Origin of the sequence: Curtobacterium sp. MCPF17_050 (assembly GCF_003224435.2) — a bacterium.
GTDB lineage: Bacteria > Actinomycetota > Actinomycetes > Actinomycetales > Microbacteriaceae > Curtobacterium.
This window is the reverse complement of sequence record NZ_CP126250.1, coordinates 2,199,945-2,226,441: the sequence shown is the minus strand read 5'-3', so window position 1 is coordinate 2,226,441 and position 26,497 is coordinate 2,199,945. Positions and strand designations below refer to the sequence as shown.

25 protein-coding genes and 1 pseudogene are annotated in these 26,497 nt (G+C 71.6%); 12 read left to right on the top strand and 14 right to left on the bottom strand.

Annotation, left to right across the window (positions count from 1 at the left end; translation table 11 throughout):
* Nucleotides 1-93 precede the first annotated feature (93 nt).
* From DEJ34_RS10510 to DEJ34_RS10495, 4 genes are all read left to right on the top strand, one after another.
* Nucleotides 94-1,104, top strand: a complete 1,011-nt coding sequence (locus tag DEJ34_RS10510) for a Gfo/Idh/MocA family protein (protein WP_110911120.1) — start codon at nucleotides 94-96, stop codon at nucleotides 1,102-1,104.
* 108 nt (nucleotides 1,105-1,212) lie between these two features.
* Nucleotides 1,213-2,721, top strand: a complete 1,509-nt coding sequence (dacB, locus tag DEJ34_RS10505; RefSeq protein WP_110911119.1) for a D-alanyl-D-alanine carboxypeptidase/D-alanyl-D-alanine endopeptidase — start codon at nucleotides 1,213-1,215, stop codon at nucleotides 2,719-2,721.
* A 90-nt stretch (nucleotides 2,722-2,811) separates the two neighbouring features.
* Nucleotides 2,812-3,432, top strand: coding sequence for an isochorismatase family protein (locus tag DEJ34_RS10500; RefSeq protein WP_110911118.1), 621 nt, complete (start codon nucleotides 2,812-2,814; stop codon nucleotides 3,430-3,432).
* A complete protein-coding gene (locus tag DEJ34_RS10495; protein WP_110911117.1) occupies nucleotides 3,429-4,922 on the top strand; it encodes an NAD-dependent succinate-semialdehyde dehydrogenase in 1,494 nt (497 codons plus the stop codon). Before DEJ34_RS10500 ends, DEJ34_RS10495 begins: the two co-directional genes overlap by 4 nt.
* 43 nt (nucleotides 4,923-4,965) lie before the next feature.
* Here DEJ34_RS10495 and DEJ34_RS10490 read toward each other — a convergent pair whose 3' ends face one another.
* The 9 genes and pseudogenes from DEJ34_RS10490 to DEJ34_RS10450 all read right to left on the bottom strand — a co-directional run bounded on the left by DEJ34_RS10490 (nucleotide 4,966) and on the right by DEJ34_RS10450 (nucleotide 14,014).
* Nucleotides 4,966-6,804, bottom strand: a complete 1,839-nt coding sequence (locus DEJ34_RS10490; protein WP_110911116.1) for an ABC transporter ATP-binding protein — start codon at nucleotides 6,802-6,804, stop codon at nucleotides 4,966-4,968.
* Between the two features lie 90 nt (nucleotides 6,805-6,894).
* The gene (locus DEJ34_RS10485) at nucleotides 6,895-8,292 is read right to left on the bottom strand and encodes an MFS transporter (protein ID WP_110900542.1); all 1,398 of its coding nucleotides are present in this window, start codon (nucleotides 8,290-8,292) and stop codon (nucleotides 6,895-6,897) included.
* Between the two features lie 195 nt (nucleotides 8,293-8,487).
* Nucleotides 8,488-9,111 (bottom strand): annotated as a pseudogene (gene ribA, locus DEJ34_RS10480) (GTP cyclohydrolase II); the annotation flags it as partial.
* Between the two features lie 29 nt (nucleotides 9,112-9,140).
* A complete protein-coding gene (gene ribD, locus DEJ34_RS10475) occupies nucleotides 9,141-10,181 on the bottom strand; it encodes a bifunctional diaminohydroxyphosphoribosylaminopyrimidine deaminase/5-amino-6-(5-phosphoribosylamino)uracil reductase RibD (RefSeq protein WP_110911135.1) in 1,041 nt (346 codons plus the stop codon).
* A 65-nt stretch (nucleotides 10,182-10,246) separates the two neighbouring features.
* A complete protein-coding gene (locus tag DEJ34_RS10470; RefSeq protein WP_110911115.1) occupies nucleotides 10,247-10,834 on the bottom strand; it encodes a GNAT family N-acetyltransferase in 588 nt (195 codons plus the stop codon).
* A 6-nt stretch (nucleotides 10,835-10,840) separates the two neighbouring features.
* Nucleotides 10,841-11,848: a tryptophan--tRNA ligase gene (gene trpS / locus DEJ34_RS10465; RefSeq protein WP_110911114.1), complete on the bottom strand. Its 1,008-nt coding sequence runs from the start codon at nucleotides 11,846-11,848 to the stop codon at nucleotides 10,841-10,843.
* Between the two features lie 35 nt (nucleotides 11,849-11,883).
* A complete protein-coding gene (locus tag DEJ34_RS10460; protein ID WP_110900545.1) occupies nucleotides 11,884-12,726 on the bottom strand; it encodes an exodeoxyribonuclease III in 843 nt (280 codons plus the stop codon).
* Nucleotides 12,727-12,871: 145 nt separating this feature from the next.
* Nucleotides 12,872-13,144: an HPr family phosphocarrier protein gene (locus tag DEJ34_RS10455; RefSeq protein ID WP_110824570.1), complete on the bottom strand. Its 273-nt coding sequence runs from the start codon at nucleotides 13,142-13,144 to the stop codon at nucleotides 12,872-12,874.
* Between the two features lie 99 nt (nucleotides 13,145-13,243).
* On the bottom strand, nucleotides 13,244-14,014 hold the full coding sequence (locus DEJ34_RS10450) for a DeoR/GlpR family DNA-binding transcription regulator (RefSeq protein ID WP_110824569.1): 771 nt from the start codon (nucleotides 14,012-14,014) through the stop codon (nucleotides 13,244-13,246).
* Between the two features lie 241 nt (nucleotides 14,015-14,255).
* Here DEJ34_RS10450 and ptsP point away from each other — a divergent pair, with 241 nt between their 5' ends.
* The 8 genes from ptsP (at nucleotide 14,256) to DEJ34_RS10410 (ending at nucleotide 22,192) form a co-directional block, all read left to right on the top strand.
* Nucleotides 14,256-15,914, top strand: a complete 1,659-nt coding sequence (gene ptsP, locus DEJ34_RS10445) for a phosphoenolpyruvate--protein phosphotransferase (RefSeq protein WP_110911113.1) — start codon at nucleotides 14,256-14,258, stop codon at nucleotides 15,912-15,914.
* A gap of 62 nt (nucleotides 15,915-15,976) precedes the next feature.
* A complete protein-coding gene (locus DEJ34_RS10440; RefSeq protein ID WP_181419564.1) occupies nucleotides 15,977-17,536 on the top strand; it encodes a PTS mannitol transporter subunit IIBC in 1,560 nt (519 codons plus the stop codon).
* Nucleotides 17,537-17,611: 75 nt separating this feature from the next.
* A complete protein-coding gene (locus tag DEJ34_RS10435) occupies nucleotides 17,612-18,049 on the top strand; it encodes a PTS mannitol transporter subunit IIA (RefSeq protein WP_110824566.1) in 438 nt (145 codons plus the stop codon).
* Entirely contained in the window at nucleotides 18,046-19,197 is a 1,152-nt protein-coding gene (locus DEJ34_RS10430; protein ID WP_110889978.1) for a mannitol-1-phosphate 5-dehydrogenase, read from the top strand. Before DEJ34_RS10435 ends, DEJ34_RS10430 begins: the two co-directional genes overlap by 4 nt.
* Nucleotides 19,198-19,310: 113 nt before the next feature.
* Nucleotides 19,311-20,243, top strand: coding sequence for an NADP-dependent oxidoreductase (locus DEJ34_RS10425; protein WP_110911112.1), 933 nt, complete (start codon nucleotides 19,311-19,313; stop codon nucleotides 20,241-20,243).
* A 161-nt stretch (nucleotides 20,244-20,404) separates the two neighbouring features.
* Entirely contained in the window at nucleotides 20,405-21,121 is a 717-nt protein-coding gene (locus DEJ34_RS15670; RefSeq protein WP_349775001.1) for a DUF805 domain-containing protein, read from the top strand.
* Nucleotides 21,122-21,154: 33 nt separating this feature from the next.
* Nucleotides 21,155-21,805, top strand: a complete 651-nt coding sequence (locus DEJ34_RS10415) for a DUF805 domain-containing protein (RefSeq protein WP_309146422.1) — start codon at nucleotides 21,155-21,157, stop codon at nucleotides 21,803-21,805.
* A 150-nt stretch (nucleotides 21,806-21,955) separates the two neighbouring features.
* Complete coding sequence (locus DEJ34_RS10410) at nucleotides 21,956-22,192, top strand: DUF805 domain-containing protein (protein ID WP_258368292.1); 237 nt, start codon at nucleotides 21,956-21,958, stop codon at nucleotides 22,190-22,192.
* 66 nt (nucleotides 22,193-22,258) lie between these two features.
* Here the strand turns inward: DEJ34_RS10410 and DEJ34_RS10405 are convergent, their stop codons facing one another.
* From DEJ34_RS10405 to sdhC, 5 genes are read right to left on the bottom strand one after another with little or no spacing between them, the layout of a single operon-like run.
* A complete protein-coding gene (locus DEJ34_RS10405; RefSeq protein WP_110911110.1) occupies nucleotides 22,259-22,900 on the bottom strand; it encodes a TNT domain-containing protein in 642 nt (213 codons plus the stop codon).
* Nucleotides 22,901-22,951: 51 nt separating this feature from the next.
* On the bottom strand, nucleotides 22,952-23,725 hold the full coding sequence (locus DEJ34_RS10400) for a succinate dehydrogenase iron-sulfur subunit (RefSeq protein ID WP_110824560.1): 774 nt from the start codon (nucleotides 23,723-23,725) through the stop codon (nucleotides 22,952-22,954).
* A 1-nt stretch (nucleotide 23,726) separates the two neighbouring features.
* Nucleotides 23,727-25,520, bottom strand: a complete 1,794-nt coding sequence (sdhA, locus tag DEJ34_RS10395) for a succinate dehydrogenase flavoprotein subunit (RefSeq protein ID WP_110824559.1) — start codon at nucleotides 25,518-25,520, stop codon at nucleotides 23,727-23,729.
* 54 nt (nucleotides 25,521-25,574) lie between these two features.
* Nucleotides 25,575-26,021: a succinate dehydrogenase, hydrophobic membrane anchor protein gene (sdhD, locus tag DEJ34_RS10390; RefSeq protein WP_110889974.1), complete on the bottom strand. Its 447-nt coding sequence runs from the start codon at nucleotides 26,019-26,021 to the stop codon at nucleotides 25,575-25,577.
* A gap of 10 nt (nucleotides 26,022-26,031) precedes the next feature.
* On the bottom strand, nucleotides 26,032-26,496 hold the full coding sequence (gene sdhC, locus DEJ34_RS10385) for a succinate dehydrogenase, cytochrome b556 subunit (protein WP_110911109.1): 465 nt from the start codon (nucleotides 26,494-26,496) through the stop codon (nucleotides 26,032-26,034).
* Nucleotide 26,497: the final 1 nt, after the last annotated feature.

Genomic DNA, 26,497 nt, shown 5'->3' with positions numbered 1-26,497 from the left:
CGGTACGCCGCGCGTCCTGACCGGGCACGGACCGACGGGTGCTCGGTCGAGGCGGCACCGGTCCCGTCACGGTGCGCCTGGTAGACAGGCCGCATGACCGTTCGATGGGGAGTGCTCGGGACCGGTGGCATCGCCCGGTCCTTCGTGGTGGACTGCACCGCCGCGGGGGTGGAGTTCGTCGCGGTCGGGTCCCGTACCGAGGAGGGCGCTCGTGCCTTCGCGGAGGAGCACGGCATCCCGCGTGCGCACGGCGACTACGCGTCCCTCGTCGCCGACGACCAGGTGGACGCCGTCTACGTGGCGACGCCGCACTCCCGGCACGCCGAGGACGCCCTCCTCGCGATCGCGGCCGGCAAGCACGTCCTCGTGGAGAAGGCCTTCACGATCACCGCGGCCCAGGCGCGGCGGGTCCGCGACGCCGCTTGCGAGCGCGGGGTCCTCGTCGTCGAGGCGATGTGGACCCGGTTCCTGCCGCAGACCGCGATGATCCGCCGGGTCCTCGCCGAGGGGCGGATCGGGACGCCGCGGTTGGTCGAGGCGACCCACCACCAGGCCCTCCCGACCGACCCGCGGCACCGGCTCAACGACCCGGCGCTCGGTGGCGGCGCCCTCCTCGACCTCGGGGTGTACCCCGTCTCGTTCGCGGTCGACGTCCTCGGCGTCCCGACCGGCCTCGTGGCGGCCGGCACGCTCAGCGACCAGGGCGTCGACACCCAGATGGGGATCGTGATGACCCATGAGGGCGGCGCGCAGTCGACCGTGCACTTCGCGCTCGACGTGCGGAGCCCGAACAGCGCGTCGATCATCGGGACGGCTGGGCGGATCGACATCGACCCGACCTGGTACACGCCGACCACCTGGCGCATCCGGGACGCTGACGGGGCAGTGGTCGAGGAGTTCGACGGGCGCGAGGAGCTCGCCGGCTACGCGCACGAGGCCCGTGCGCTCGAGGCCGCGGTCACGGCGGCGCCCGCCGGGGGTGGACCGGTCGAGACCGCGGAGGACGGTCCGGCCGGCATCGACCACACCGTCGCGGTGATGGCGGTCATGGACGAGGCACGTCGCCAGGTGGGCGTCCGCTACGCGGCCGACGACGCCGACTGACCGGCCGTTCCCGCACCCAACGGCCGGTCCCGCACCCGACGGCCGGTCCCGCACAGACGGCCGGTCCCGCCCTGGAGGCCCGACCGCGCGTCTCGTAGGATCGTCCCGATGTCCGAGCAGTCACCCGAGCCGTCCGCCGGCGGTCCCGTCTCCCGTTCCGTCGCCGCGCTCCGTGCCTCCGCGAACCGCCGACCGGTCCCGTGGGCGATCGGCGGGCTCGTCGCGGTCCTCGTCGTCGGGTCCGGCGGCGCGGTCGCCGTGGGTGCTGCGAGCGGGGAGCAGCCGCGCGCCGCGGTGTCCGCCAGCGCCTCCCGGACCCCGACCGCCAGCGCGACGCCGACCGTGAGCCCCTCGGCGTCCCCGGAGCCGACGGCGACCGTCACGCCCAGCGCGAAGCCGAAGCCGACCCCGACGCCGAGCGCCCGTGCCGCCGCGCGGACCTGCTCGATCGCCGGTGCCGCCTCCGCGAGCGGCCTCGGTCGGTTCGAGGGGTACGTGATGAACGCGACCACCGGTGAGGAACTGTTCTCCCGCGACGGCGGCACCCCGGCCCAGACCGGCAGCGTGATGAAGACCCTCACGAGCGCGACCGCACTCGCCGTGCTCGGGGGCGACCACACCATCCCGACCACCGTCACCGACGAGGGTGACGGCACGATCGCCCTCGTCGGGCACGGTGACGCGACCCTGTCGGCAGGCAACGGCACCGTCTACCCCGGTGCACCCACGCTGCAGCAGCTCGCGCAGCAGGTGAAGGCCCGCCTCGGCGACGCGCCCGTCCGGTCGATCGTCGCGGACGGCACGTGGTGGAGCGAGGCTGACGCCTGGCACCCCACCTGGCCGGTGAGCGAGCGCACGATCGGCTACCAGCCCGAGGTGACCGCGCTCATGGTCGACGGTGACCGTGCGAACCCGGCCGCCGCCACCTCACCGCGCTCCGAGGACCCGATCGGCCGGGCCGGTGACGCGTTCCGGACGGCCCTGGTCAACGCAGGGGTCGTCGGGGCCGCGACGGCACCGGTCACGAAGCGCGCGACGACCTCGCAGGCCACGATCGCGCAGGTGCAGTCGCAGCCGGTCTCCACGCTCATCGGGCAGATGATCCCGAACTCGGACAACACGCTGGCCGAGATGCTCGCGCGGGTGTCCTCGAAGGAGGCCGGTGCGGGCGGGACCGCGGCGTCGCTCACCGGGGTGTACGTCTCGGCCCTGCGCGGCTACGGCGTCGACCCGGCGGGGATCACGATCATCGACGGGTCCGGGGAGAGTGCGGCCAACGCCGTGTCGCCGTCCTTCGTCGCCCACCTCATGGTCCCGGTGACCCGGGGTGAGCGAGGGCTCGGGACGCTCGCATCGGTCCTGCCGGTGTCCGGCGTCTCCGGCACGTTGTCGAGCCGCTTCACGGGGGCAAACGCCGACGCCCGGGGCAAGGTCCACGCCAAGACCGGGTGGATCGACAGTGCGAACACCCTGGGCGGCTTCATCGACGCCGCGGACGGCACGAAGCTGACGTTCGCGTTCTACGCCATCGGGTCGTCGCGGGCCGCCGCGTTGCCGGCGCTCGACGCCGTGACGGCCGCCGCCTACCGCTGCGGCGGGTCCCTCGCCGCCTCCTGACCCGGCGCTCGCTGCGTCCTGACCCCGGCGTACCTGGCCGGACGGGTGCCCCGTCAACGGGTGCTCTGGTGCCAGGTGTTGGATGGGGTCATGGCTCGGGCACTGCTCATCATCGACGTCCAGAACGACTTCACCGAGGGCGGCGCGCTCGCGGTCGACGGAGGAGCGGCGGTGGCCGGACGGATCACCGCCTTCCTCCGACGGCACGCCGACGAGTACGACCTCGTCGTCGCCTCCCGCGACTGGCACGACGCCACCGGGGACAACGGCGGGCACTTCGCCGGCCCGGACGGCCCCGACTTCCGGACGACCTGGCCGGTGCACTGCGTGGCCGACAGCCCGGGCGCCGAGTACCACCCGGCGCTCGACCTGTCCGCCGTGGACGTGCACGTGCGGAAGGGGCAGGGCGAGCCGGCCTACTCGGCGTTCGAGGGGACGACCGACACGGGCGCGGACCTGGTGGACGTCTTCTTCGACCGCGAGGTCCACGCCGTCGACGTCGTCGGCATCGCCACCGACCACTGCGTGCGGGCATCGGCGCTCGACGGCGTGCACGCGGGCCTGGACGTGTTCGTGTACGAGGACCTCGTCGTCGGCGTCGACCGCGCGGCCAGCGAGGCGGCGCTCGAGGAGGTCCGGGACGAGGGCGGCCACACCGGACGCAGTGACATGGACGAGGGGTGGCAGCGCCCGGGAGGAGCGGTCCTGTGACCGACACGACCGACACGACCGTCGCCGACGAGCACGTCAGCGTCCCCGGCGTCCCCACCGGTCTGTTCATCGGGGGCTCCTGGCGGCCGGCCTCGGGCGGCGCGACGTTCGACGTCCGCGACCCGTCGACCGGCGCCGTCCTCGCGAGCGTGGCCGACGCAACACCGGAGGACGGCATCGCCGCGCTCGACGCCGCGGTCGCCGCACAGGAGGAGTGGGCCGCCACCGCCCCGCGCCGCCGCTCGGACCTGCTCCGCCGCGCCTTCGACCTCGTGCACGAGCACGCCGACGACATCGCCGCGGTGATGACGCTCGAGATGGGCAAGCCCCTCGCCGAGTCGCACGGCGAGGTCGTCTACGGCGCCGAGTTCCTCCGCTGGTTCTCCGAGGAGGCCGTCCGCATCGGCGGCGACTACCGGACGAACCCGGAGGGCACCGGTCGTGGCATCGTGCTGAAGCGCCCGGTCGGTCCGGTCTACGCGATCACCCCGTGGAACTTCCCGCTCGCGATGGCGACCCGGAAGATCGCACCGGCCCTCGCCGCCGGCTGCACGGTCGTGCTGAAGCCCGCCGACCTCACCCCGCTGACGACCCTGTACCTCGTCGAGCTGTTCCGCCGGGCCGGACTGCCGGACGGCGTGCTCAACGTCGTGCCGTCCTCGGATGCGAAGGCACTGTCCGCACCGGTCATCGCGGACCGTCGACTCCGGAAGCTCACCTTCACCGGCTCGACGCCGGTCGGGTCCGCGCTCCTCAAGCAGGCGGCCGACACCGTGCTGAAGACGAGCATGGAGCTCGGCGGCAACGCCCCGCTGCTCGTGTTCGACGACGCCGACCTGGACCGTGCGGTGGACGCCGCCATGCAGGCCAAGTTCCGGAACGTCGGGGAGGCCTGCACCGCCGCGAACCGGTTCTTCGTGCAGGAGGGCATCGCGGACGCGTTCACGGCGGCCCTGACCGAACGGATCGAGGCACTCCGCATCGGGCGCGGGACCGAGGACGGCACCGACATCGGACCGCTCATCGACGGCCGGGCCGTCGACAAGGCGGCCGGGCTCGTCGACGACGCCGTCGAGCGTGGCGCCACGCTGGTGACGGGTGGTCGGCGGGTCGATCGTGCGGGCACGTACTACGCGCCGACGCTCCTCGACGACGTCCAGCCGGGGTCGGACATCCTGACGACCGAGATCTTCGGGCCCGTCGTCTCGATCACGCGGTTCGCCACCGAGGAGGAGGGCATCCGGCTCGCGAACGACACCGAGTACGGGCTCGTCGCCTACGCCTTCACCGAGGACATGCGGCGCGGGCAGCGCCTGGCCGAGCGGTTGGAGACGGGCATGCTCGGCTGGAACACCGGCGTGGTGTCGAACGCCGCGTTCCCGTTCGGCGGCGTCAAGGCGTCCGGCCTGGGCCGCGAGGGCTCGCACGAGGGCCTCGAGGAGTACCTGGAGACCGTGTACGTGCTCACCCCGGACCCCTTCGCCGCCTGACCCTGCGGGGCGGGGCGGCGCGGGGCGGGGCGGGGCCGGGCGCTCAGACCAGCAGCTGGTGCTTCGCCAGGTCGCGGTAGAGCGGGGTGCTCTGCACCAGCTCGGAGTGCGTGCCGATGCCGACGACGCGGCCGTGCTCGAGCACGACGATGACGTCGGAGTCCACGACGGTCGACAGCCGGTGCGCGATGACGAGCAGCGTCCGGTCCTCGGCCACCGCGTCGATCGCCAGCCGCATCTTCTGCTCGTTCACCCCGTCGAGCGAGGACGTCGACTCGTCGAGCAGCAGGATCGGGGGAGCCGCGAGGAGCGCCCGGGCGATCGCGAGCCGCTGGCGTTCGCCGCCGGAGAGCATCACGCCGTCCTCACCGACCTGCGCGTCGAGTCCGCGCGGGTCGCGGTGCAGCACGTCGCCGAGGTTGACCGCCTCGAGCACCCGGACGCACTCGGACTCCGGGGCGTCCGGCGAGCCGAGCAGCAGGTTCGCGCGGATCGTGCCGGCGAGCACCGGGGCGTCCTGTTCGACGTAGCCGATCTGGGCACGGAGCTCGGCCCGGTCGAGGCCGCGGACGTCGAGCCCGCCGAGGCGGATGACACCCTCGGTGGGGTCGTAGAAGCGCTCGATGAGGGCCAGGGTCGTGGACTTCCCGGCGCCCGACGGTCCGACGAGGGCGACCCGGGTGCCACGAGGCACGCTGAACGACACGTCGTGCAGGACGGCCTGTTCGCCGGCGCCGGCGGTGGGAGCGGGGGCACTGACGTCCCCCGACCCGGCCGCGCCGTCCGACCCCACGGCGTCCGGTGTCGCGGCGTAGCGGAACGTGACGTGCTCGAAGGTGATGGCGTCGTCGGTCGCGACCGCGGCGGCGGGGTGGACGGCAGCGTCGTCCTGGTCCTCGGTCGGCAGGTGGAGGATCTCCTCGATGCGTCCGAGCGCGCCGAGGGCCTGCGCCACGGCGACGACCGCGCCGAGCGCCTGCCCGAGCGGCATGATCATCATGAAGAGCAGCAGGATGAACGTGATGAGGGTGGCGATCGTGATCGTCCCCGCCGCCACCTGCGCGCCGCCGATGCCGAGCACCGCGATGAACGCGACCTGCATGACGATGCTCGCGACCGGGACGACGAAGGCGGACATGCGCGCGATGACGAGCCCACGGCGGTAGGCCTCGGTGGCGTGTGCGTCGACCTCGCTGACCTCGCGGGCGGTGGCCCCGGCGGCGCGGATGGTCCGGACGGCGCCGATGCCCCGCTCGACCGCCGCCGTCAGGTCGCCGACCTTCTCCTGCGCGGCCTTCGACGCGACCCGGATGCGTCGGCTGAGGCCGCCGACGACGACGACCGCGACGATGACGATCACGACGACCACGACGAGCAGCAGCGGGTCGATGACGGCCATCGCGACGACCGCGCCGACGAAGGTGAGGGCTCCGCCGATCGACTCGATGAGGCCCTGGGTCAGGACGGCGCGGAGGAGCGTGGTGTCGCTGCCGACGCGGGACACCAGGTCGCCGGTGCGGCGGACGTCGAACTCCGAGATCGGCAGGTTGAGGATGCGGGCGATGAGCTTCCGCCGTGTCGACAGCACGACGCCCTCTCCGGCGCGCTGGAGCAGGAAGTGCTGCACACCGTTCAGGACGCCGGCGACGAGCACGAGGACGACGAGCGCCCACACGAGCGTCGACATGCCGGTGCCCTGCTGGACCGCCGTGACGACCTGGTTGACGAGCAGCGGCTGGGCGAGGGACGCCGCGGCACCGAGGATGCTCAGCACGATGATGACGACCATCGCCGGCTTGTTCTCGAACAGGTAGGACAGCAGGCGGCCGAAGGTGGCACGGGGCCCGTCGGTCGGCTTCGGGCGTGCGAACGGGTTGCTCATCGTGCGTCGATTCTCTCACCGCTGCACCGACAGACGGACGGGAGGCTGTCCCCGGTCCGGTGGGCAGCCTCCCGTCCGATCAGGCCGCGGTCAGCGCGCGTCGCGTCCGGCCGCGACGGCCTGCCGCGCCTCGGCCTCGTCGAGGTCGGTACCGCGCGTCTCGCGGACGAGCAGGAGCGCGACCAGGGTGACGACCGCCGCGATCGTCAGGTACAGGCCGACCAGGAAGATGTCCCCGTCCGGCTTCCACAGCGCGACGGCGATCGTCGGGGCCAGGGACGCCCCGAGGATCGACGCGAGGTTGTAGGCGAGCGCGGAGCCGGTGTAGCGGACGTTCGTCGGGAACAGCTCCGGCAGCAGGGCGCCCATCGGCCCGAAGGTCAGTCCCATCAGCGACAGCCCGACGATGAGGAACGTGACGACCGTGATCGGGCCCTGCGACGCGGCGAACCACAGCTGGAAGGTCAGCCCGAAGAGCGCGATGCCGATCGTGGTCGGGATGAGCGTGCGACGACGGCCGAACTTGTCCGCGAGGATCCCGGCGACCGGCGTGAAGATCCCGAAGAACACGACGCCGATCATGAGGAGGGTGAGGAACTCACCGCGCGTGTACCCGAGGCCGACCTTCGGGACCATCGAGGTCGCGGTGGTGCCGTACGCCAGCGTGAAGGTCGTCATGAAGTAGAAGAGCACGTACGTGGCGACCATGCCGAAGGTGCCGACGACGACGGCCTTCCACGAGGTGCGGAACACCCGGGCGAGCGGGACCTTCGCGACCGAGCCGGTCTCCTGCACGCCGCGGAAGGCGGGCGACTCGACAAGCCGGAACCGCACGTAGAGGCCGATGAGCACGAGCACGGCGGACAGCAGGAACGGGATGCGCCATCCCCAGGCCTGGAAGTCGGCGTTCGGGGTGCCGTCCGCACCGGCCGGCATGGCGGCGTTGATCGCGATGAACAGACCGTTCGCCAGGAGGAACCCGATCGGGGCGCCGAGCTGCGGCATCGAGCCGAACACCCCGCGCTTGCCCTGCGGCGCGTTCTCGGTCGCGAGGAGCGCGGCGCCGGACCATTCGCCGCCGAGGCCGACGCCCTGGGCGAAGCGCATCACGGCGAGGAGCACGGGCGCCCAGATGCCGATCGTGTCGAAGGTCGGCAGGCAGCCGATGAGGAACGTCGCCGTCCCCATCACGAGCAGCGAGGCGACGAGGGTGGTCTTCCGGCCGATGCGGTCCCCGAAGTGGCCGAAGAGGACGGAGCCGACCGGGCGGGCGAAGAACGCCAGCGCGAAGGTGACGAAGGAGGACAGCTGCGACGCGGTCGGGTCCTCGTTCGGGAAGAAGAGCGTCGGGAACACGAGGACCGCGGCCGTCGCGTAGACGTAGAAGTCGTAGAACTCGATGGAGGTGCCGACGAGGCTCGCGATGACGACGCGCGAGCGCGGGTTCGTCTTCGGGGCGGACGTCGGGGTGGCCGGTGCGGCGGTCATGGGCGTGAGGGCACTTTCGCGGTGCGCGCGCTCGCGGGGGAGCGCAGCGTGGGGCCGGACTGCGGACGCCGACCGGTTCGCGCGGGGTGGCGCGGACACCGGGTCGGGTGCGTTCGGGGTGGTGGTCCCGCTCGTGACGGGGTCCTCAGTGTACGACGGATGTCGCCCACCTGCGAATCCGCCCGGAAGGAGCCGTCAGTTGGCCGCGCCGGTCGCGAGGTGGTCGGGGAGCGTGTGGCCCATCCGGTCGCGCTTCGTGTCGAGGTACCCGGCGTTCTGCGCGGAGACACCGACCACGAGGGGGACCAGCGCGTCCACCGCGATGCCGTGCTCGACGAGTTGCCGACGCTTCTCGGGGTTGTTCGTCAGCAGCCGCACGCGTGTGATGCCGAGGTCGGCGAGGATGCCGGCCGCGCCGCCGTACTCGCGGGAGTCGGCGGGGAGCCCGAGCGCGAGGTTGGCGTCGAGGGTGTCGAGCCCGTCCTCCTGCAGGCGGTACGCCTTGAGCTTGTTGATGAGCCCGATGCCGCGCCCCTCGTGCCCGCGCAGGTACACGACGACCCCGCCCTCGGCCGCGATCGTGTCGAGGGCCGCGTCGAGCTGCGGACCGCACTCGCACTTCAGCGACCCGAACGCCTCACCGGTCAGGCACTCGGAGTGCACCCGCACGAGCGCCCCGTCGGTCGGTGCCGACCCGTCCGGAGCGGTCGCGATGACGGCGACGTGTTCCGCGCTCGTCACGAGGTCCCGGTAGGCACGCATCTCGAACGTGCCGTGCGTGGTCGGGACCTTCGTGGCGACCTCGAACTGGACCGGGCTCCCGGGGGTGGCGGAGGTCAGTGCGTCGGTCATGGGGTGCTCCGGTCGGTGGGGGCCCCGTCGACCGCGTGACCGGACCGCTGGGGGACCGGACGGGCGCGGACCAGCAGATCGGGGCCGAGGCTGGACGTCGACAGTACACGCAACATCCGCGCTCCCTGGATGCTTCCCACCCCGATGTCGTCGAGTGCCACCCGGGGGCCGCCGAGCAGCACGGGGGCGAGGTAGACGAGCAGCTCGTCGGCGAGCCCGGCCGCGATGAACGCCGACGCGACGGTCGGCCCGCCCTCGACGAGCACGCTGTGCACCCCCTGCTGGCGGAGGGACCGGAGTGCGCCGTCCAGGTCGTGGCCGGGGATCGTGACGAGACCACGGGGGTGCCGGTGCAGGGCCGCGTCGGCGGGCAGCGGCCGGTCGCCGAGGACGACGGGCAGGGGCTGGTCGGCGAGGAACTCCCCGGCGTCGCCACGGGCGGTCAGGCTCGGGTCGTCCGCCAGCGCGGTCCCGGTGCCGACGAGGACGGCGTCGTGCGCGGCACGCTGCTCGTGCACGTGCTGCCGGGCGGCGGCACCGGTGATCCACCGGCTCGACCCGTCCGCCGCCGCAGCGCGGCCGTCGAGGCTGGAGGCCCACTTCACCGTCACCCAGGGTCGCCCGAGCCGGACCGAGAGCAGCCACCGCTCGAGGAACGCCTCGGCGTCGTCGGCGAGGACCCCCGACACGACGTCGACGCCGGCGGCACGGAGCCGGTCCGCCCCGCCGTGTGCCGCCGCCCCCGGGTCGTCGACGGCGTACACGACCCGGCCGACGCCGGCGTCGATGAGCGCGACCGAGCAGGGCCCGGTCCGGCCGGTGTGGTCGCACGGCTCCATGGTCACGACGGCGGTCGCACCGCGGAGCAGGGCCGGATCGACCTTCCGCATCGCGTCGACCTCGGCGTGCGCGGTACCGGCGCCCTTGTGCCAGCCCTCCGCCAACACGTCACCCGCGGGGGAGAGGAGGACGGCGCCGACCCGGGCGTGGTCGCCGACGGCGGGGCCGCGGGCGGCGAGCTCGAGCGCCCGGCGCATGGCGCGGACCTCGACGTCGCGGACCCCGACGTCGCGGACCGGGGTCGTGTCGGGTGCGGAGTCGCTCACGGAGCGAGACTACCGGCGGGGCCCGTCATCGAGTCGGGCGGCCAGGGCAGGTCCGACGCCGGGGTGCCGTCCGCCCGACGGAGCCCCTTCCACGCGGCGGCGGGGGACCCGTCCCGGTTCGGGACGAGGGCGTCGCCGGTGCCGGTGTACGCGAAACCGGCGCGCCGGGCGACCGCGGCCGAGGCGGTGTTGCCGACGTAGCACTCCCAGTACACGTCGGGCGCGCCGCAGTCGAACGCGAACCCGACGACGAGCTCGACGGCGTCGTGCACGAGCCCGAGGCCCCGGGCGGACGGGTCGAGCCAGAACCCGAGGTCCCGCCGGGCGGTCCGGTAGCTGATCACCCCGTCGAGCCAGGTCGATCCGGGTCGACGGATCGCCCAGGTGTACTCACGGTCGGAGGCCCACCCCGGCCCGACCAGCGCGTCGACGAACGTCGTGGCGTCCTGCTGTCGGTAGGGCTGCGGGATCGTCGTCCAGCGCGCGATCTCCGGGTCCTGGCATGCCTGCGTGATCGCGGCCGCGTCGGTGCGGGTGGGGACGTCGAGCCGGACCCGCGCCGACTCGAGCGTGACGGGGAGCACGGGCGCTCAGCGGGCGCGCGGCACGAAGCCGATGGCGTCGTAGACGCGGGCGAGCGTGGCGTCCGCGATCGCCTCGGCGCGCTCGGCACCGACGGCCAGCAGGCGGTCCAGCTCGGCCGGGTCGTCGAGGAGTTCGAGGGTGCGGGCGCGCACCGGTTCGAGTTCGGCGACGACGGCGTCCGCCACCGCACCCTTGAGGTCGCCGTAGCCCTTGCCGGTGAACGACGTCTCGAGGTCGGTGACCGCGGTGCCGGTGAAGGCGGAGAGGATCGCGAGCAGGTTCGTCACGCCCGGCTTCGCCTGCCGGTCGGCACGGATCTCGCGCTCGGTGTCCGTCACGGCCGACCGGATCTTCTTGGCGGTCCGCTTCGGGTCGTCGAGCAGGCGGACGAGGCCGTTGTCGGACGCGGCCGACTTGCTCATCTTGCTGGTCGGGTCCTGCAGGTCGTAGATGCGAGCGGTCTCGGAACCGATCCGGGCCTCCGGGACGACGAACGTGTCGCCGAAGCGCGAGTTGAAGCGCTGGGCCAGGTCGCGCGTCAGTTCGACGTGCTGGCGCTGGTCGTCGCCGACCGGGACGACCGCCGTGTCGTAGAGCAGGATGTCCGACGCCATCAGGATCGGGTACGTGAACAGCCCGACCGAGGCGGCTTCCGCACCCTGGCGCGCCGACTTGTCCTTGAACTGGGTCATCCGGCTCGCCTCGCCGAAGCCCGTCAGGGTGTTCAGCACCCAGGCGAGCTCGGCGTGCGCGGGGACGTGCGACTGCACGAACAGCGTCGACTTCGACGGGTCGATGCCCGAGGCGATGTACTGCGCCGCGGTCGCCCGGGTGCTCGCCCGCAGTTCCGCGGGGTCCTGCGGGGAGGTGATCGCGTGCATGTCGACCACGCAGTAGATGGCGTCGTGGTCTTCCTGCAGGTCGCGCCACTGCATGAGGGCGCCGATGTAGTTGCCGAGGTGGAGCGAACCGGCCGAGGGCTGGATGCCGGAGAAGATGCGCGTGCTGGTCATGCGGAGAGTCCTGGTGCTGGGGAGTGAGCGGGGGATCAGAGGTCGTAGTCGACGACCACGGGGGCGTGGTCGGACCATCGCTGGTCGTACGCGGCGGCGCGGTCCACGGTGTACGAGGTCACGGTCGCGGCGAGCTCGGGCGTCGCGACCTGGTAGTCGATGCGCCACCCGGAGTCGTTGTCGAACGCCTGACCGCGCCAGGACCACCACGTGTACGGGCCGTCGACGTCGCCGGCCTGGGCACGGCCGACGTCGACCCAGCCGAGACCCGGACCGGTGGAGCCGTCCGCCCCCTCGACCTGCTCGCCCTCGGCCCCGAAGAACCGGCTGAAGTAGGCGCGCTCGCGCGGCAGGAAGCCGGCGCGCTTGACGTTGCCCTTCCAGTTCTTGATGTCCCGCTGGTCGTGGCCGACGTTCAGGTCACCGACCACCACGGCGAGCGGGTTGTGCGCGCGGAGCGCGGGCAGGCGCTCGGTCATGGCGTCGAGGAACTTCCACTTCTCGTCCTGCTTCGGGGTGTCGACCTCGCCCGAGTGCACGTAGGTCGACACGACGGTGACGGTGCGGCCACCGATCTCGTAGTCGGCCTCGAGCCAGCGGCCGGCGGAGTCGAAGTCCTCCGCCCCGAGCTCGACCCGGTGCAGGTGGGCCCGGTGCCGCGAGGCGATGGCGACGCCGGCGCGGCCCTTGGCGGTGGCGGGGTCGTGCACGACGTCCCACTCGTCGCCGAGCAGGCCGGTCAGGTCCTCGGTCGAGGCGCGCACCTCCTGCAGGGCGAGCACGTCGACGTCGCGCTCGGCGAGCCAGTCGCCCATGCCCTTCCGGAACGCGGCACGGATGCCGTTGACGTTGACGGTCGCGAGGCGCAGGCGTGTCATGCACCAACCCTACCGGCGCGCTCCGACGCCCCGGACGTGCCCGCGGGAGGGGCGACCGGACGACGGACGGGAGGCCCGTCACCAGCTGGTGAGGGGCCTCCCGTCTGCACGGCGACCGTGTGGTCGCGCGGACGCCGGACGCGCGTCAGGCTGCGTCGTGGTCCGTCTGCAGGAAGTCGACGAGGCTGTCCGCGGTGGTCTCGGCGTCGTCGCCGGACACGGTCAGCACGACCTCGTCGCCGTTCTCCACACCGAGGCCGAGCAGACCGAGGATGCTGCCGGCGTTGGCCGACTTCTCACCCTTGGCGATCGTGACCTGGTGGCCGGACGCGGTGACGTTCTGGACGAACAGCGAGGCGGGGCGGGCGTGCAGGCCGGACGCGCTCGCGACGGTGACGGTGCGGGTGGCTTCGGACATCGATGGACTCCTGTCGATGGGTGGTGCGCTCATGCTAGCGAGCGCCTGGCGGGTGGTTCCCGGGTCTCGTGGACACAGACGGCCGACGTGCGGGGACGGTCAGTCGCGCCCGGGCCAGAAGACCTCGGTGCCGGCGGCCTCGACCTCGCGGACGAGGTCCAGGTTGACGCCGGGGTCGGTGATGATCGTGTCGATCGCGGCGAGCGGGGCGACCCGACCGAACTCCTCACGGCCGAACTTCGTGTGGTCGGCGAGCAGGATGCTCCGGCGGGCGGACTTGATCATGGCGCTCTTCACGGCCGCCTCGGCCATGTTGTGCGTCGTCAGGCCGCGCTCGGGCGTGATGCCGTTGATGCTGACGAACGCGACGTCGACGCTCACCATGCCGATGAGCTGGTGCGTCCACGTGCCGACGCCTGCGAGCGAGTCGCTGCGGATGTTGCCACCGAGCAGGTGCAGGTCGATGCCGGGCCGGTTCGCGACGGCCATCGCGACGGGGAGCGAGTGCGTGACGACGGTGAGGCCGCGGTCGGTCGGCAGCAGCTCGGCGAGGCAGATCGTCGACGTGCCGGCGTCGATCATCACCGACCCGTTCTCGGGCAGCTCCTCGAGCGCGGCCTCGGCGATGACCATCTTCTCCGTCTGGTTGATGCCGCCGCGGTCACCGACGCCCGGGTGCAGGGTGACCCGCTCGACGGGGATCGCACCGCCGTGGGCACGCCGGACGAGCCCGCGGCGCTCCAGGCTCGTCAGGTCGCGTCGGATGGTCTCCGGCGTGACGGCGAGCAGTTCGGCGAGGTCCTTCACGTCGACCCGGCCGTGCGCGCGCGCCTGTTCGACGATGCGCTGGTGGCGTTCTGGTGCGTACATCGGTGCCTCGTCGGATCGGAACGGACAGGCTCGGGCACGATCGCCGCGAGTGACCCGCGGCCGGACGTCCCGGCAGACGCAAACGGGCATCTGTTTCTGCATTTTTATCCCCGGATGTGTTTGTTTGTCAACGCGGGGCGATGTATGGTGCTGCAAGGCCGTCCGGATGCAGCACGCCCCGGATGCAGCACCGCCCCCGAACCGCCCACCGCTGCTGCGCGTGAGATGAAGGAGTCTCCCCATGTCCGATCTGCTCGGAACCGGCGTCGGTCGCGGCGTTGCCCACGGCCCGGTGCTCCGGATGGCGGACCCGCTGGGAGAGCCGTCGACCACCCCGCTCGAGGGCTCGGCCGAGGACGCGAAGCAGGCGGTGCACGCCGCGCTCGCCGCGGTCGCCGAGGACCTCACGAAGCGCGGCCGGCTCGCGGGCGGCGACGCCCAGGCCGTGCTCGAGGCGCAGGCGCTCATGGCGCAGGACCCGACCCTCCTCGACGACGTGCACGCGCGCATCGACGGTGGCACGAACCCCGAGCGAGCCGTGTACGAGGCGTTCGCGCAGTTCCGCGACCTGCTCGTCGGCATGGGCGGCTACATGGGGGAGCGCGCGGCCGACCTCGACGACGTCGCCCAGCGCATCGTCGCGAAGCTCCGCGGCGTCCCGGCCCCCGGCGTCCCCGAGTCGGACGCCCCGTTCGTGCTCGTCGCCCGCGACCTCGCACCGGCCGACACCGCGCTCCTCGACCTCGACAAGGTCCTCGCCCTCGTCACCCGTGACGGCGGCCCGACCTCGCACACCGCGATCCTCGCCCGCGCCAAGGGCATCACGGCCGTCGTCGGCGTGAGCGGTGCCGACGACCTGGTCGAGGGGCAGCAGGTCGTCGTCGACGCCGTCGCCGGCACCGTCGTGACCGACCCCTCCGCCGAACTCGTCGCCGACGTCGAGCAGCGCATCGCCGACCGGCGCGCCGCCGCCGCCGCACCGCTCACGGCGGGCGCGCTCGCCGACGGGCACGTCGTCCCGCTGCTGGCGAACCTCGGCAGCCCCGCCGACGCGCAGGCCGCGGTGGACCTCGGCGCCGAGGGCGTCGGACTGTTCCGCACCGAGTTCCTGTTCCTCGACGCCCCGACGGCGCCGACGGTGGAGTCGCAGCAGAAGTCGTACGAGCAGCTGCTCGCCGCGTTCCCCGGCAAGAAGGTCGTGGTCCGCGCGCTCGACGCCGGTGCCGACAAGCCGCTCCCGTTCCTCACCGACAAGGACGAGGAGAACCCGGCGCTCGGTCGTCGTGGCCTCCGCGCCCTGCGGAACCAGGAGCAGGTCCTCCGCGACCAGCTCACCGCGCTCGCCCGGGCCGACGCCGCGACCGAGGCCGACCTCTGGGTGATGGCCCCGATGGTCGCCGACGCCGAGGAGACCGAGTACTTCGTCGGGCTCGCCCGCGAACTCGGCATCCGCACCGCCGGCGTGATGGCCGAGGTGCCGTCGCTCGCGCTGATGGCCGAGCAGGTGTTCCGCTCCGCCGACTTCGTGTCGATCGGCACGAACGACCTGACGCAGTACACGATGGCCGCCGACCGGATGCTCGGCACCGTCGCGAGCTACCAGGACCCGTGGCACCCCGCCGTCCTGCGCCTCGTCGCGCAGCTCGGTGCGGCCGGTGCCGACGCCGGCAAGGCGGTCGGCATCTGCGGTGAGGCGGCAGCCGACCCGCTGCTCGCCGTCGTCCTCGTCGGACTCGGTGCCACCACCCTCTCCATGACCCCCGCGGCCCTCGCCGACGTGCGAGCCGAACTCGGCCAGCACACCCTCGACGAGGCCCGCGAGATGGCGACGGCAGCACTCGCCGCGAGCACGGCAGCGACCGCCCGGTCCGCCGCCGCAGCCGCGGTGCACGCCGCCTGACCCGCCCCCTCCCGCACCACTCCCGATCCCTGCAGCAGCACACACACAGAGAGTCAACGCACATGACAACGTCGTCCGTTGCAGCGCCAGACACCCGCGACAAGTCGCGGGGTGGCGCTCGCGTCGCCGTCCAGAAGTTCGGCACGTTCCTGTCCGGCATGGTGATGCCCAACATCGCGATCTTCATCGCGTGGGGCCTCATCACCGCGTTCTTCATCGAGACCGGCTGGACGCCCGTCGGCGTCCTCGGCGGCTTCGGCGAGACGGACGGCGTGGCCAACATCGGCCTCGTCGGCCCGATCCTGACCTACCTCATCCCGCTCGCGATCGCCTTCCAGGGCGGCCGGATGGTCTACGACACCCGCGGCGCGGTCGTCGGTTCGATCATGGCCATGGGCGTCATCATCGGCGCCAACGGCACGATCATGATCCTCGGCGCGATGATCTGCGGCCCGCTCGGCGCCTGGCTCATCAAGCAGATCGACAAGATCTGGGACGGCAAGATCAAGCCCGGCTTCGAGATGCTCGTGAACAACTACGCGGCCGGCATCCTCGGCTTCGTGCTCGCGCTGATCGGGTTCTTCTGGCTCGCCCCGCTGTTCAAGCTCATCGCGGAGGGCCTCGGCGCCGCGGTGAAGTTCCTCGTCGACAGCTCGCTGCTGCCGCTCGCCAGCGTCATCATCGAGCCGGCCAAGGTCTTCTTCCTCAACAACGCGATCAACCACGGCGTGCTCGACCAGCTCGGTGCGCAGCAGGTCCAGGACTCCGGCAAGTCGATCCTGTTCCTCCTCGAGGCGAACCCCGGCCCCGGTCTCGGCATCCTCCTCGCCTTCACCTTCTTCGGTGTCGGCATCGCCCGCTCGACCGCTCCCGGTGCGATCCTCATCCAGTTCTTCGGTGGCATCCACGAGATCTACTTCCCGTACGTGCTGCAGAAGCCGATCCTGTTCGTCGCCGTCATCCTCGGTGGCGCGACCGGTGTCGCCACGAACGTCGCCTTCCAGTCCGGCCTCGTCGCCCCGGCGTCCCCCGGTTCGATCATCGCGGTCCTCACCGCGACAGCGAAGGACAGCTACGTCGGCGTCATCCTCTCGGTGGTCCTGTCGGCGGCCGTGTCCTTCGCGGTGGCCTCGTTCTTCCTCCTCGCCAGCCGCAAGCGTGACCTCGCCGCGGGCAACGCCGGCGACATGAGCGCCGCCATGGCGAAGCTCCAGCAGAACAAGGGCCGCGACGTCAACGCCGCGACCTCGGGCCTGCTCGGCGACAACTCCCCGGCCAACGAGGAAGAGGCCCAGGCCTCGCTCGGCGGCGTCGGTTCCGCCAGCACCGCCACGGCGACGCGCGTCGAGAACGTCGTCTTCGCCTGCGACGCCGGCATGGGCTCGAGCGCCATGGGTGCGAGTGTCCTGCGGAACAAGATCAAGAAGGCTGGTATCGAGGGTGTGACGGTCGTCAACAAGGCGATCGCGAACCTCTCGGGTGACGAGGACCTCATCATCACCCAGGAAGAGCTCACGGACCGCGCGAAGCAGAAGAACCCGAACGCCCAGCACGTCTCGGTCGGCAACTTCATGAACGCTCCGCAGTACGACCAGGTCGTCGACCAGCTCAAGAACCAGTAAGACAAGAGCACGATGGGAGAGGGGACGGGCGACCGTCCCCTCTTCCGCCGTCACCCACGAACAAGGAGACCCCGAATGCCCGTCCTGCAGGAGAGCCAGATCCGCATCCACACCGAGGACGCCGCGCCGACCAAGTCGGAGGCGATGAAGGAGGCGGCTGCGATCCTCCAGGACGCCGGTGCGGTCACCGCGGACTACTACCCCGCCATGCTCGAGCGCGAGAAGAGCGTCTCGACCTACATGGGCAACTTCCTGGCCATCCCGCACGGGACGAACGACGCGAAGGACGCCATCAAGGCGTCGGCGCTCTCGTTCGTCCGGTACGCCACCCCGATCGACTGGGACGGCAACGACGTCCGGTTCGTCGTGGGCATCGCGGGGGTCAACAACGAGCACCTCGACATCCTCAGCAAGATCGCGATCGTGTTCTCCGACGAGGACCAGGTCCAGGCCCTGACCGAGGCGCCCGACGCCGCGGCCGTCCTCGCGATCCTCGGTGAGGTCAACGAGTGAGCACCGCCGTCCACTTCGGCGCCGGCAACATCGGCCGCGGCTTCGTCGGCCTCCTGCTGCACCAGGCCGGCTACGAGGTCGTCTTCGCCGACGTCGCCGCACCGCTCATCGACGCCCTCGCCGCCGCCGACTCGTACACCGTGCACGAGGTCGGCGCAGGTGCGCAGGACCACGAGGTCACCGGCTTCCGCGCCGTGAACAGCGCGCAGGACGAGGCCGGCGTCGTCGCCGAGATCGCGACCGCCGACATCGTCACCTGCGCGGTCGGCCCGACCGTCCTCAAGTTCATCGCACCCGTCATCGCGAAGGGCCTGCAGGAGCGTTCCGTCGACGCCGCCCCGCTCGTCGTGATGGCGTGCGAGAACGCGATCAACGCGACGGACCGCCTCCGCGAGTTCATCGTCGCCGCCCTGCCCGAGGACGCGCGCGAGGGCGCGCTGGCCAAGGCCGTGTTCGCCAACACCGCCGTCGACCGGATCGTGCCCGCTCAGCCCGCGGACGGCGGCCTCGACGTCACGGTCGAGACCTACTTCGAGTGGGCCATCGACCGCACGCCGTTCGCCGGTGCCGAGCCGACGATCCCCGGCGCGCACTACGTCGACGGCCTCGCCGCCTCGATCGAGCGCAAGCTCTTCACCGTGAACACCGGCCACGCCACGGTCGCGTACCACGGCTTCCTCGCCGGCGCGGACAAGATCTCGGACGCCGTCGCCCTCCCGGCCGTGCGCTCGGCGCTGGAGGCCGTGCTCGCCGAGACGAGCGACCTGCTCGTCCGTCGGCACGAGCTCGACCCCGAGGTGCACCGCGCCTACGTCGAGGCGATCATCGCCCGCTTCGAGAACCCGCACCTGCCGGACACGGTCACCCGTGTCGGTCGGCAGCCCCTCCGGAAGCTCTCGCGCGACGAGCGCTTCGTCTCCCCGGCGGCGGCCCTGGCGGAGAACGGCTCCGAGCCGACCGCACTGCTCGACGCGATGGCAGCGGCGCTCCGCTTCGACGTCGCGGACGACGAGCAGAGCGTCGAACTCCAGGCACTGCTGCGGTCCGACCGGTCGGACGCCGACATCGCGTCCGAGATCACCGGTCTCGGCGGTGAACACCCGCTGCACGCGTCCTTCACCGGACGGGTCGGAGCGGCGCGCGCCTGAGCGCTCGCGACCACGAGACGGACGGGAGGCCCGGTACCAGCTGGTACCGGGCCTCCCGTCCGTCTCGGCATCGCCTGTCGACCGAGCGATCGGCGCCGAGTACCGTCGCGGCCATGACGAAGCAGTGGGTGGCGACGCGTCCCGGTGGCAGTGAGACCTTCGAACTGGTGGACGTCGCGGTGCCGGCGCCCGGTCCCGGTGAGGTGACCGTCAGCGTCCGGGCCGCCGGTGTGAACCCGGCCGATGCCAAGCACACCCAGGACGGCGACCCCGCCGACTTCCCGCTCCCGATCGGGTACGAGGTCGCGGGCGTCGTCACGGCGGTCGGGCCGGACACGGACATCGCCTCGGGCCCGGTCGCACCGGGCGACGAGGTCCTGGCGTTCCGGGTGCGGGGCGGATGGGCCGAGGCGGTCACCCTGCCGGCCCGTGACGTCTTCGCGAAGCCGCCCGCGATGGGGTTCGCGGAGGCCGCGAACCTGCTGCTCGCCGGCACGACCGCTGCGGACCTCATCCGGGTGACCGACGTCGCCGCCGGTGAGACCGTGCTCGTGCACGGAGCCTCCGGGGCCGTCGGCGTCAGCCTGCTGCAACAGCTCCGGATGCTCGGGGCGCGAGCGATCGGCACCGCCTCCGCCGCGAACACCGACACCGTCCGCCGCTCCGGCGGCGAGTGGGTCCCGTACGGCGACGGCCTGGAAGCGCGGGTCCGCGACCTCGCGCCGCATGGCGTCGACGTGGCCCTGGACTGCGTCGGCTCCGACGAGGCCGTCGACGTCTCGCTCGCGTTGGTCGCCGACCGGGCACGCATCGCGACGATCGCGGCCTTCACCCGCGCGCCGGACGCGGGCATCACGGCCATCGGCGGGTCGCAGCCGGAGAGTGCGGCCTTCCGCGACGCCGTCCGGCAGCGGCTCGTCGACCTGGCCGGTCGAGGGGAACTCGTCGTCCCGGTCGCCCGGACGTTCCCGCTCACCGAGGCACGCGCGGCGCTCGACCTGCTCGAGTCCGGGCACCCGGGCGGAAAGATCGCCCTCCTGCCCTGAAGTCGGTCGTCGTCGGACATCGAGCACTGGCACACTGGGTGCAGCGCGCCGGGCCAGCGTGCGGGGGAGTGGGGCGGCCGTGACCGACGTCGCGGAGGTCCAGCCTCCGCAGACCGCTGGACGATCCCGGGCGTCTCGTCACCGTCTTCGGAAGGAACCCCGTGAGCGACCAGTACCCACCGCAGGACCCCTACGGCAAGCGACCCGGCGACGGGCAGTCCGACGGGCAGCCGCCGTACGGGCATGCCCCGGGTGGGCAGTCGCCGTACGGGCAGGCCTCGGGTGGGCAGTCGCCGTACGGACAGCAGCCGTACGGGCAGCCCTCGGGTGGGCAGTCGCCGTACGGACAGCAGCCGTACGGGCAGCCCTCGGGTGGGCAGTCACCGTACGGGCAGCAGCCGTACGGGCAGCAGCCGTACGGATCGGGCCAGTACGGGCAGCAGCCGGCGCAGCAGCAGCCCTACGGGCAGCAGCCGGTGACGCAGGGTGAGCCGCCGCTCTGGGCACCCTGGTACGGCATCCCGTTCCCCAAGGCCTTCACGCGGTTCTGGAAGAAGTACGTGCGCTTCGACGGCCGCGCCAGCCGGAGCGAGTTCTGGTTCTGGGCACTCTGGTGGGCGATCGGCAACATCGTCACGGGCACGATCGACACGGCCATCGGCGGGAGTGACTCCAACGTGGTCGGTGGCCTCTGGGCGCTCGCGACGCTCGTCGGCTTCATCGCGCTGACGGTGCGACGCCTGCACGACGTCAACATGTCGGGCCTGCTCGCCCTGCTGTTCATCATCCCGCCGGTGGGCGCCGTCTTCGCGCTCGTCATCGGGCTCCTGACGTCCGTGCCCGCCGGCACACGGTTCGACGAGCCGCACCGCGGCTGACCACTTCCGATCATCGACACCCTGGGGGACCTCGTGACCGATCACCATCCCGTGCCGGACGCCGGCGGACAGCCCGGCAGCCAGCAGCCGTACGGGAAGCAGTCGTACGGCGAGCAGCCGTACGGCGAGCACCAGTTCGGACAGCCGCAGTACGGACAGCCGCAGTACGGCCAGCCGCAGTACGGCCAGCAGACGCCGGGTGCAGCGGCTCCCGTCGGGCCGGACGGGCAGCCGCCGCTCTGGGCGCCCTGGTACGGCATCTCACTGCCGAAGGCCGTCGGCCGCTTCTTCCGGAAGTACGCGACCTTCAGCGGCCGCGCGAGCCGCAGCGAGTTCTGGTGGTGGACGCTCGTCACCGCCGTCGTCTCCACGGTGCTCACCGGCGGTGGATTCCTGCTCGCCGCCGCCCTCGCGTCGACTCGGACGGTCCAGACAGACTACGGCACCTACGAGGTGCAGAACCCGGCACCGCCGATCGCCTTCGTGTTCCTCATCGCCGGCCTGCTGTGGGCACTCGCGACGCTCGTGCCGTCCCTCGCGCTCGGCTGGCGTCGGTTGCACGACGCGAACCTGTCGGGTGCACTATGGATCATCGCGCTCTTCGTCGGGATCGTCGGCATCGTCTTCGGCGTCCTGCCCTCGAACCCCGATGGCGCACGGTTCGACCGGCCCGGGGACCGCTGAGCGCCAGCCAGATGCGTCACGACGGCGCCCTCCATCCACGAAGAGGGCGCCGTCGTCGTGTCGGCGGCTGGCCGGGCGCCGCCAGCCCGTCCTCCCGCCTTGCTGACGCGGTCAAGCGGGTCTTCCGGAAGTACGTCCGGTTCGACGGGCGTGCGAGTCGCAGCGAGTTCTTCCTGGATCGCCGCGGTGCTCCTGGGGCTCTACTCGCTCGCGACGATCGTCCCGAACCTGGCGGTCACCTGGCGTCGGCTCCACGACGCGAACCTCGCGGGGCCCTTCTTCTTCCTGTCGGTCATCCCGTTCTTCGGCGGGATCATCCTGATCGTGCTGGCGATCCTGCCGTCGAAGCCGGAGGGGCAGCGGTTCGACCGCCCCGAGCGCGGCTGACGTCCACCACACGACGGAGCCCTCCTGCCCGATCGGGCAGGAGGGCTCCGTCGTGTGCCGAGCGGGTCAGACGACCCGGATCCGCGCGAGCGATCCGTCGACGACCAGGTCGCGGATCGTCGTCGCCGGGTCGGCGATCTCGAAGCGGAGCGCGCCGCCCGGCTGGTCGAACCACGGACGCACGAAGCGGACGGTCACGAGGAACGGGCGCTCGACCACGTAGCGGTGCACCTCGGGCGAGACCGTGGAGTGCGGCGGCAGGGACCGGGCGTGCAGCGGGGTCTCGATCGGGTGCAGGAGGTAGCCGTCCGGACCGCCGATGCGGTCCACGGGCACACCGGCCGGGATCTGGATCGTGAGACCGGCGTCGCCGGTCGCCGCGACCTGCTGGGCCAACTGCGGGTAGGTCGACGCCGACCGGTCGCGCATCTGGTCGAGGTCGGACCGGCGGATGTCCCGTGCGTCCGGGAACGGGCGGTTCAGGAACCGACGGAGCATCTCGACGGCGTCGTCTTCGCCCCGTGCGGTCGCGAGTCGTCGGGCGGTGCCGTAGTCGACGACCTCGATGGCGAACGTGTCGGCGTCCGCGGGGACGATGCGCAGCGCACCCTCCACCGGCGGCTCGTGCAGGGTCTCCCCGGGGAGCTGCACGTACCGGACCGTGTAGCCGAGCTGATCGAGGATGGGCCGAGTGTCCGCGAACGTCATGAGCGGGAGCCTAGCGCGCCCGCCCATGACGTTCCTGGCGGAGTCGATCCGCTAGCCACGGCCGCGCATCACGGCCTGCTTGACCTCGGAGATCGCCTTCGTCACCTGGATCCCGCGGGGGCAGGCGTCGGTGCAGTTGAAGGTCGTCCGGCAGCGCCAGACGCCCTCCTTGTCGTTGAGGATGTCGAGGCGCACGTCGGCCGCGTCGTCCCGCGAGTCGAAGATGAAGCGGTGTGCGTTCACGATCGCGGCGGGCCCGAAGTACTGCCCGTCGGTCCAGAACACCGGGCACGAGGACGTGCAGGCGGCGCAGAGGATGCACTTCGTCGTGTCGTCGAACCGTGCGCGGTCGGCGACGGACTGGATGCGCTCCTTGCCCTTCTCCGGTGCGGACTTCGGCTGCAGGAACGGCTGGACCTCGCGGAAGGACGTGAAGAAGGGCTCCATGTCCACGATGAGGTCCTTCTCGAGCGGCAGACCCTTGATCGCCTCGACGTAGATCGGCTTCGAGATGTCGAGGTCCTTGATCAGGGTCTTGCACGCCAGACGGTTGCGCCCGTTGATCCGCATCGCGTCCGAGCCGCAGACGCCGTGCGCGCAGGAGCGTCGGAACGTCAGCGATCCGTCCTGCTCCCACTTGATCTTGTGCAGCGCGTCGAGGATGCGGTCGGTCGGCAGCATCATGACGTCGAAGTCCTGCCAGCGCGGCTCGTCGTCCACGTCCGGGTCGAAGCGGCGGACGATCACCGTCACGGAGAACGATCCGGGAGGCGCGTCCTGCACGGTGTCGGTGCGGGGTGCGTCGGAGACCAGGGTGTCGGTCATCTCAGTACTTCCTCTCCATCGGCTCGTAGCGCGTCATGACGACGGGCTTCCAGTCGAGCGTGATGTGGTCGTCGGCGAGTGACGAGTGCGGATCGCCCGTCAGGTACGCCATGGTGTGCTGCATGTAGTTCTCGTCGTCGCGCTTCGGGTAGTCGTCGCGCATGTGCCCGCCGCGGGACTCCTTGCGGTTCCGGGCGGAGTACACGACGACCTCGGCCAGGTCGAGCAGGAAGCCGAGCTCGACGGCCTCGAGCAGGTCGGTGTTGAAGCGCTTGCCCTTGTCCTGCACGGACACCTGCATGAACCGGTTGCGGAGCGTGTGGATCGTCTCGGTGACCCGTGCGAGCGACTCGTCGGTCCGGAACACCTGCGCGTTCTTGTCCATCTCCTCCTGCAGCTCCTTGCGGAGCACGGAGACGCGTTCCGTCCCGGTGGAGGCCCGGAGCTGCTCGAGCATGCCGCGCACGTTCGCCGCGGGGTCCTCGGGCAGCGGCAGGAACTCGGCGGTCTGCACGTACTCGGCGGCGTTGTTGCCCGAGCGCTTGCCGAACACGTTGATGTCGAGCAGCGAGTTCGTGCCGAGACGGTTCGACCCGTGCACCGAGACGCAGGCGCACTCGCCCGCGGCGTAGAGGCCCGGGACGACCGTGGTGTTGTCGGCGAGGACCTCGGCCTTGACGTTCGTCGGGATGCCGCCCATCGCGTAGTGCGCCGTCGGCATCACCGGCACGGGTTCGACGACCGGGTCGACGCCCAGGTAGGTCCGGGCGAACTCGGTGATGTCCGGCAGCTTCGTCTCGAGCACCTCGGCACCGAGGTGGGTGCAGTCGAGCAGCACGTAGTCCTTGTTCGGGCCGGCGCCGCGCCCCTCGGCGACCTCCTGCACCATGCACCGGGCGACGATGTCACGCGGCGCGAGGTCCTTGATCGTCGGGGCGTACCGCTCCATGAACCGCTCGCCGGAGGCGTTGCGGAGGATCGCGCCCTCGCCGCGGGCGCCCTCGGTGAGCAGGATGCCGAGCCCGGCCAGCCCGGTCGGGTGGAACTGGAAGAACTCCATGTCCTCGAGCGGCAAGCCGGTGCGCCACACGATGCCGACGCCGTCGCCGGTCAGCGTGTGCGCGTTCGACGTGGTCTTGAACATCTTGCCGAAGCCGCCGGTCGCGAAGATCATCGCCTTCGCGTGGAACACGTGCAGCTCGCCCGTCGAGAGCTCGAAGGCGACGACGCCGGCGGGCTGCTTGCGCGTGACCCCGTCGTCCCCGACGACGTCGACCATGATGAGGTCGAGTGCGTAGAACTCGTTGTGGAACTCGACACCGAGCTTCACGCAGTTCTGGAAGAGCGTCTGCAGGATCATGTGGCCGGTGCGGTCGGCCGCGTAGCAGGCGCGGCGGACCGGTGCCTTGCCGTGGTCACGCGTGTGACCGCCGAAGCGGCGCTGGTCGATCTTGCCCTCGGGCGTCCGGTTGAACGGCAGACCCATGTTCTCGAGGTCGATGACCGCGTCGATCGCCTCCTTCGCCAGGATCTCGGCAGCGTCCTGGTCCACCAGGTAGTCGCCGCCCTTGATCGTGTCGAAGGTGTGCCACTCCCACGAGTCCTCTTCGACGTTGGCGAGCGCTGCCGCCATGCCGCCCTGCGCCGCGCCCGTGTGGGAGCGCGTCGGGTAGAGCTTCGAGATGACCGCGGTCTTCGCCTTCGGCCCGGCCTCGATGGCGGCTCGCATGCCGGCGCCTCCCGCGCCGATGATGACGATGTCGTACTGGTGGTGGTGGACGGTGATGTCGGTCACAGGGGTCTTTCGATCAGGAGGTGGAGCGTGCGGGACGTCGTGCGCGAGGCGTCGCTACTGCGCGGGGCAGAACGACGGCAGGTCCGCGGCGGCGGCGCCGGCGGGGCACGGGTCGAAGGTCCAGCACACGAGCGTGCCGAGGACGATCAGGAGCACGCAGGCGAGGAGCACCGCGCCGAGCAGGGTCTTGCGGACGCCGGGCTTGGCCACGTAGTCGTTGATGATCGTCCGCATGCCGTTCGACCCGTGGACGAGCGCGAGCCAGAGCATCGCGGTGTCCCAGATCCGCCAGAACGGGCTCGCCCACTTGCCGGCGACGAAGGCGAAGTCGATCTGCTTGACGCCCTCGCCGGCGACCATGTTGACGAAGAGGTGGCCGAAGATGAGCACGACGAGCAGGACGCCCGACGCGCGCATGTAGATCCAGCCCCACTTCTCCCAGTTGGTGGTGCGGCGGGCAGCGTCGGCGCTGCGGGGCGGAGCGATGGTCTCGGTGGTCATGACGGAGCCCTCAGTTGAAGTCGGCGACGAGGTTCATGAGCTGGCGCGGCAGGAAGCCCGCGATCGCCACGGCCCAGAGCACGAGGACGACCCAGAACATGGCCCGCTGGTACTTCGGACCCTTCGACCAGAAGTCGATGAGGATGATCCGCAGCCCGTTGAACGCGTGGAACACGATGGCGCCGACGAGGGCGATCTCGCCGAGGTTCATCAGCGGCGTCTTGTACGTGCCGATCACGGCGTTGTACGCCTCGGGGGAGAGCCGGACCAGTGCCGTGTCGAGGATGTGCACGAGCAGGAAGAAGTAGATCGCGACGCCGGTGATCCGGTGCAGGACCCAGGACCACATCCCGATGCTCCCGCGGTACAGCGTTCCCTGCGGGACACGCGTCCGAGGTGCGTCGATCGACGACGTACCGTCGATGGTCACCTGCGGTACGGCTGTCGCCGTCCCGCCTGCGGTCTGCTCGGCCATG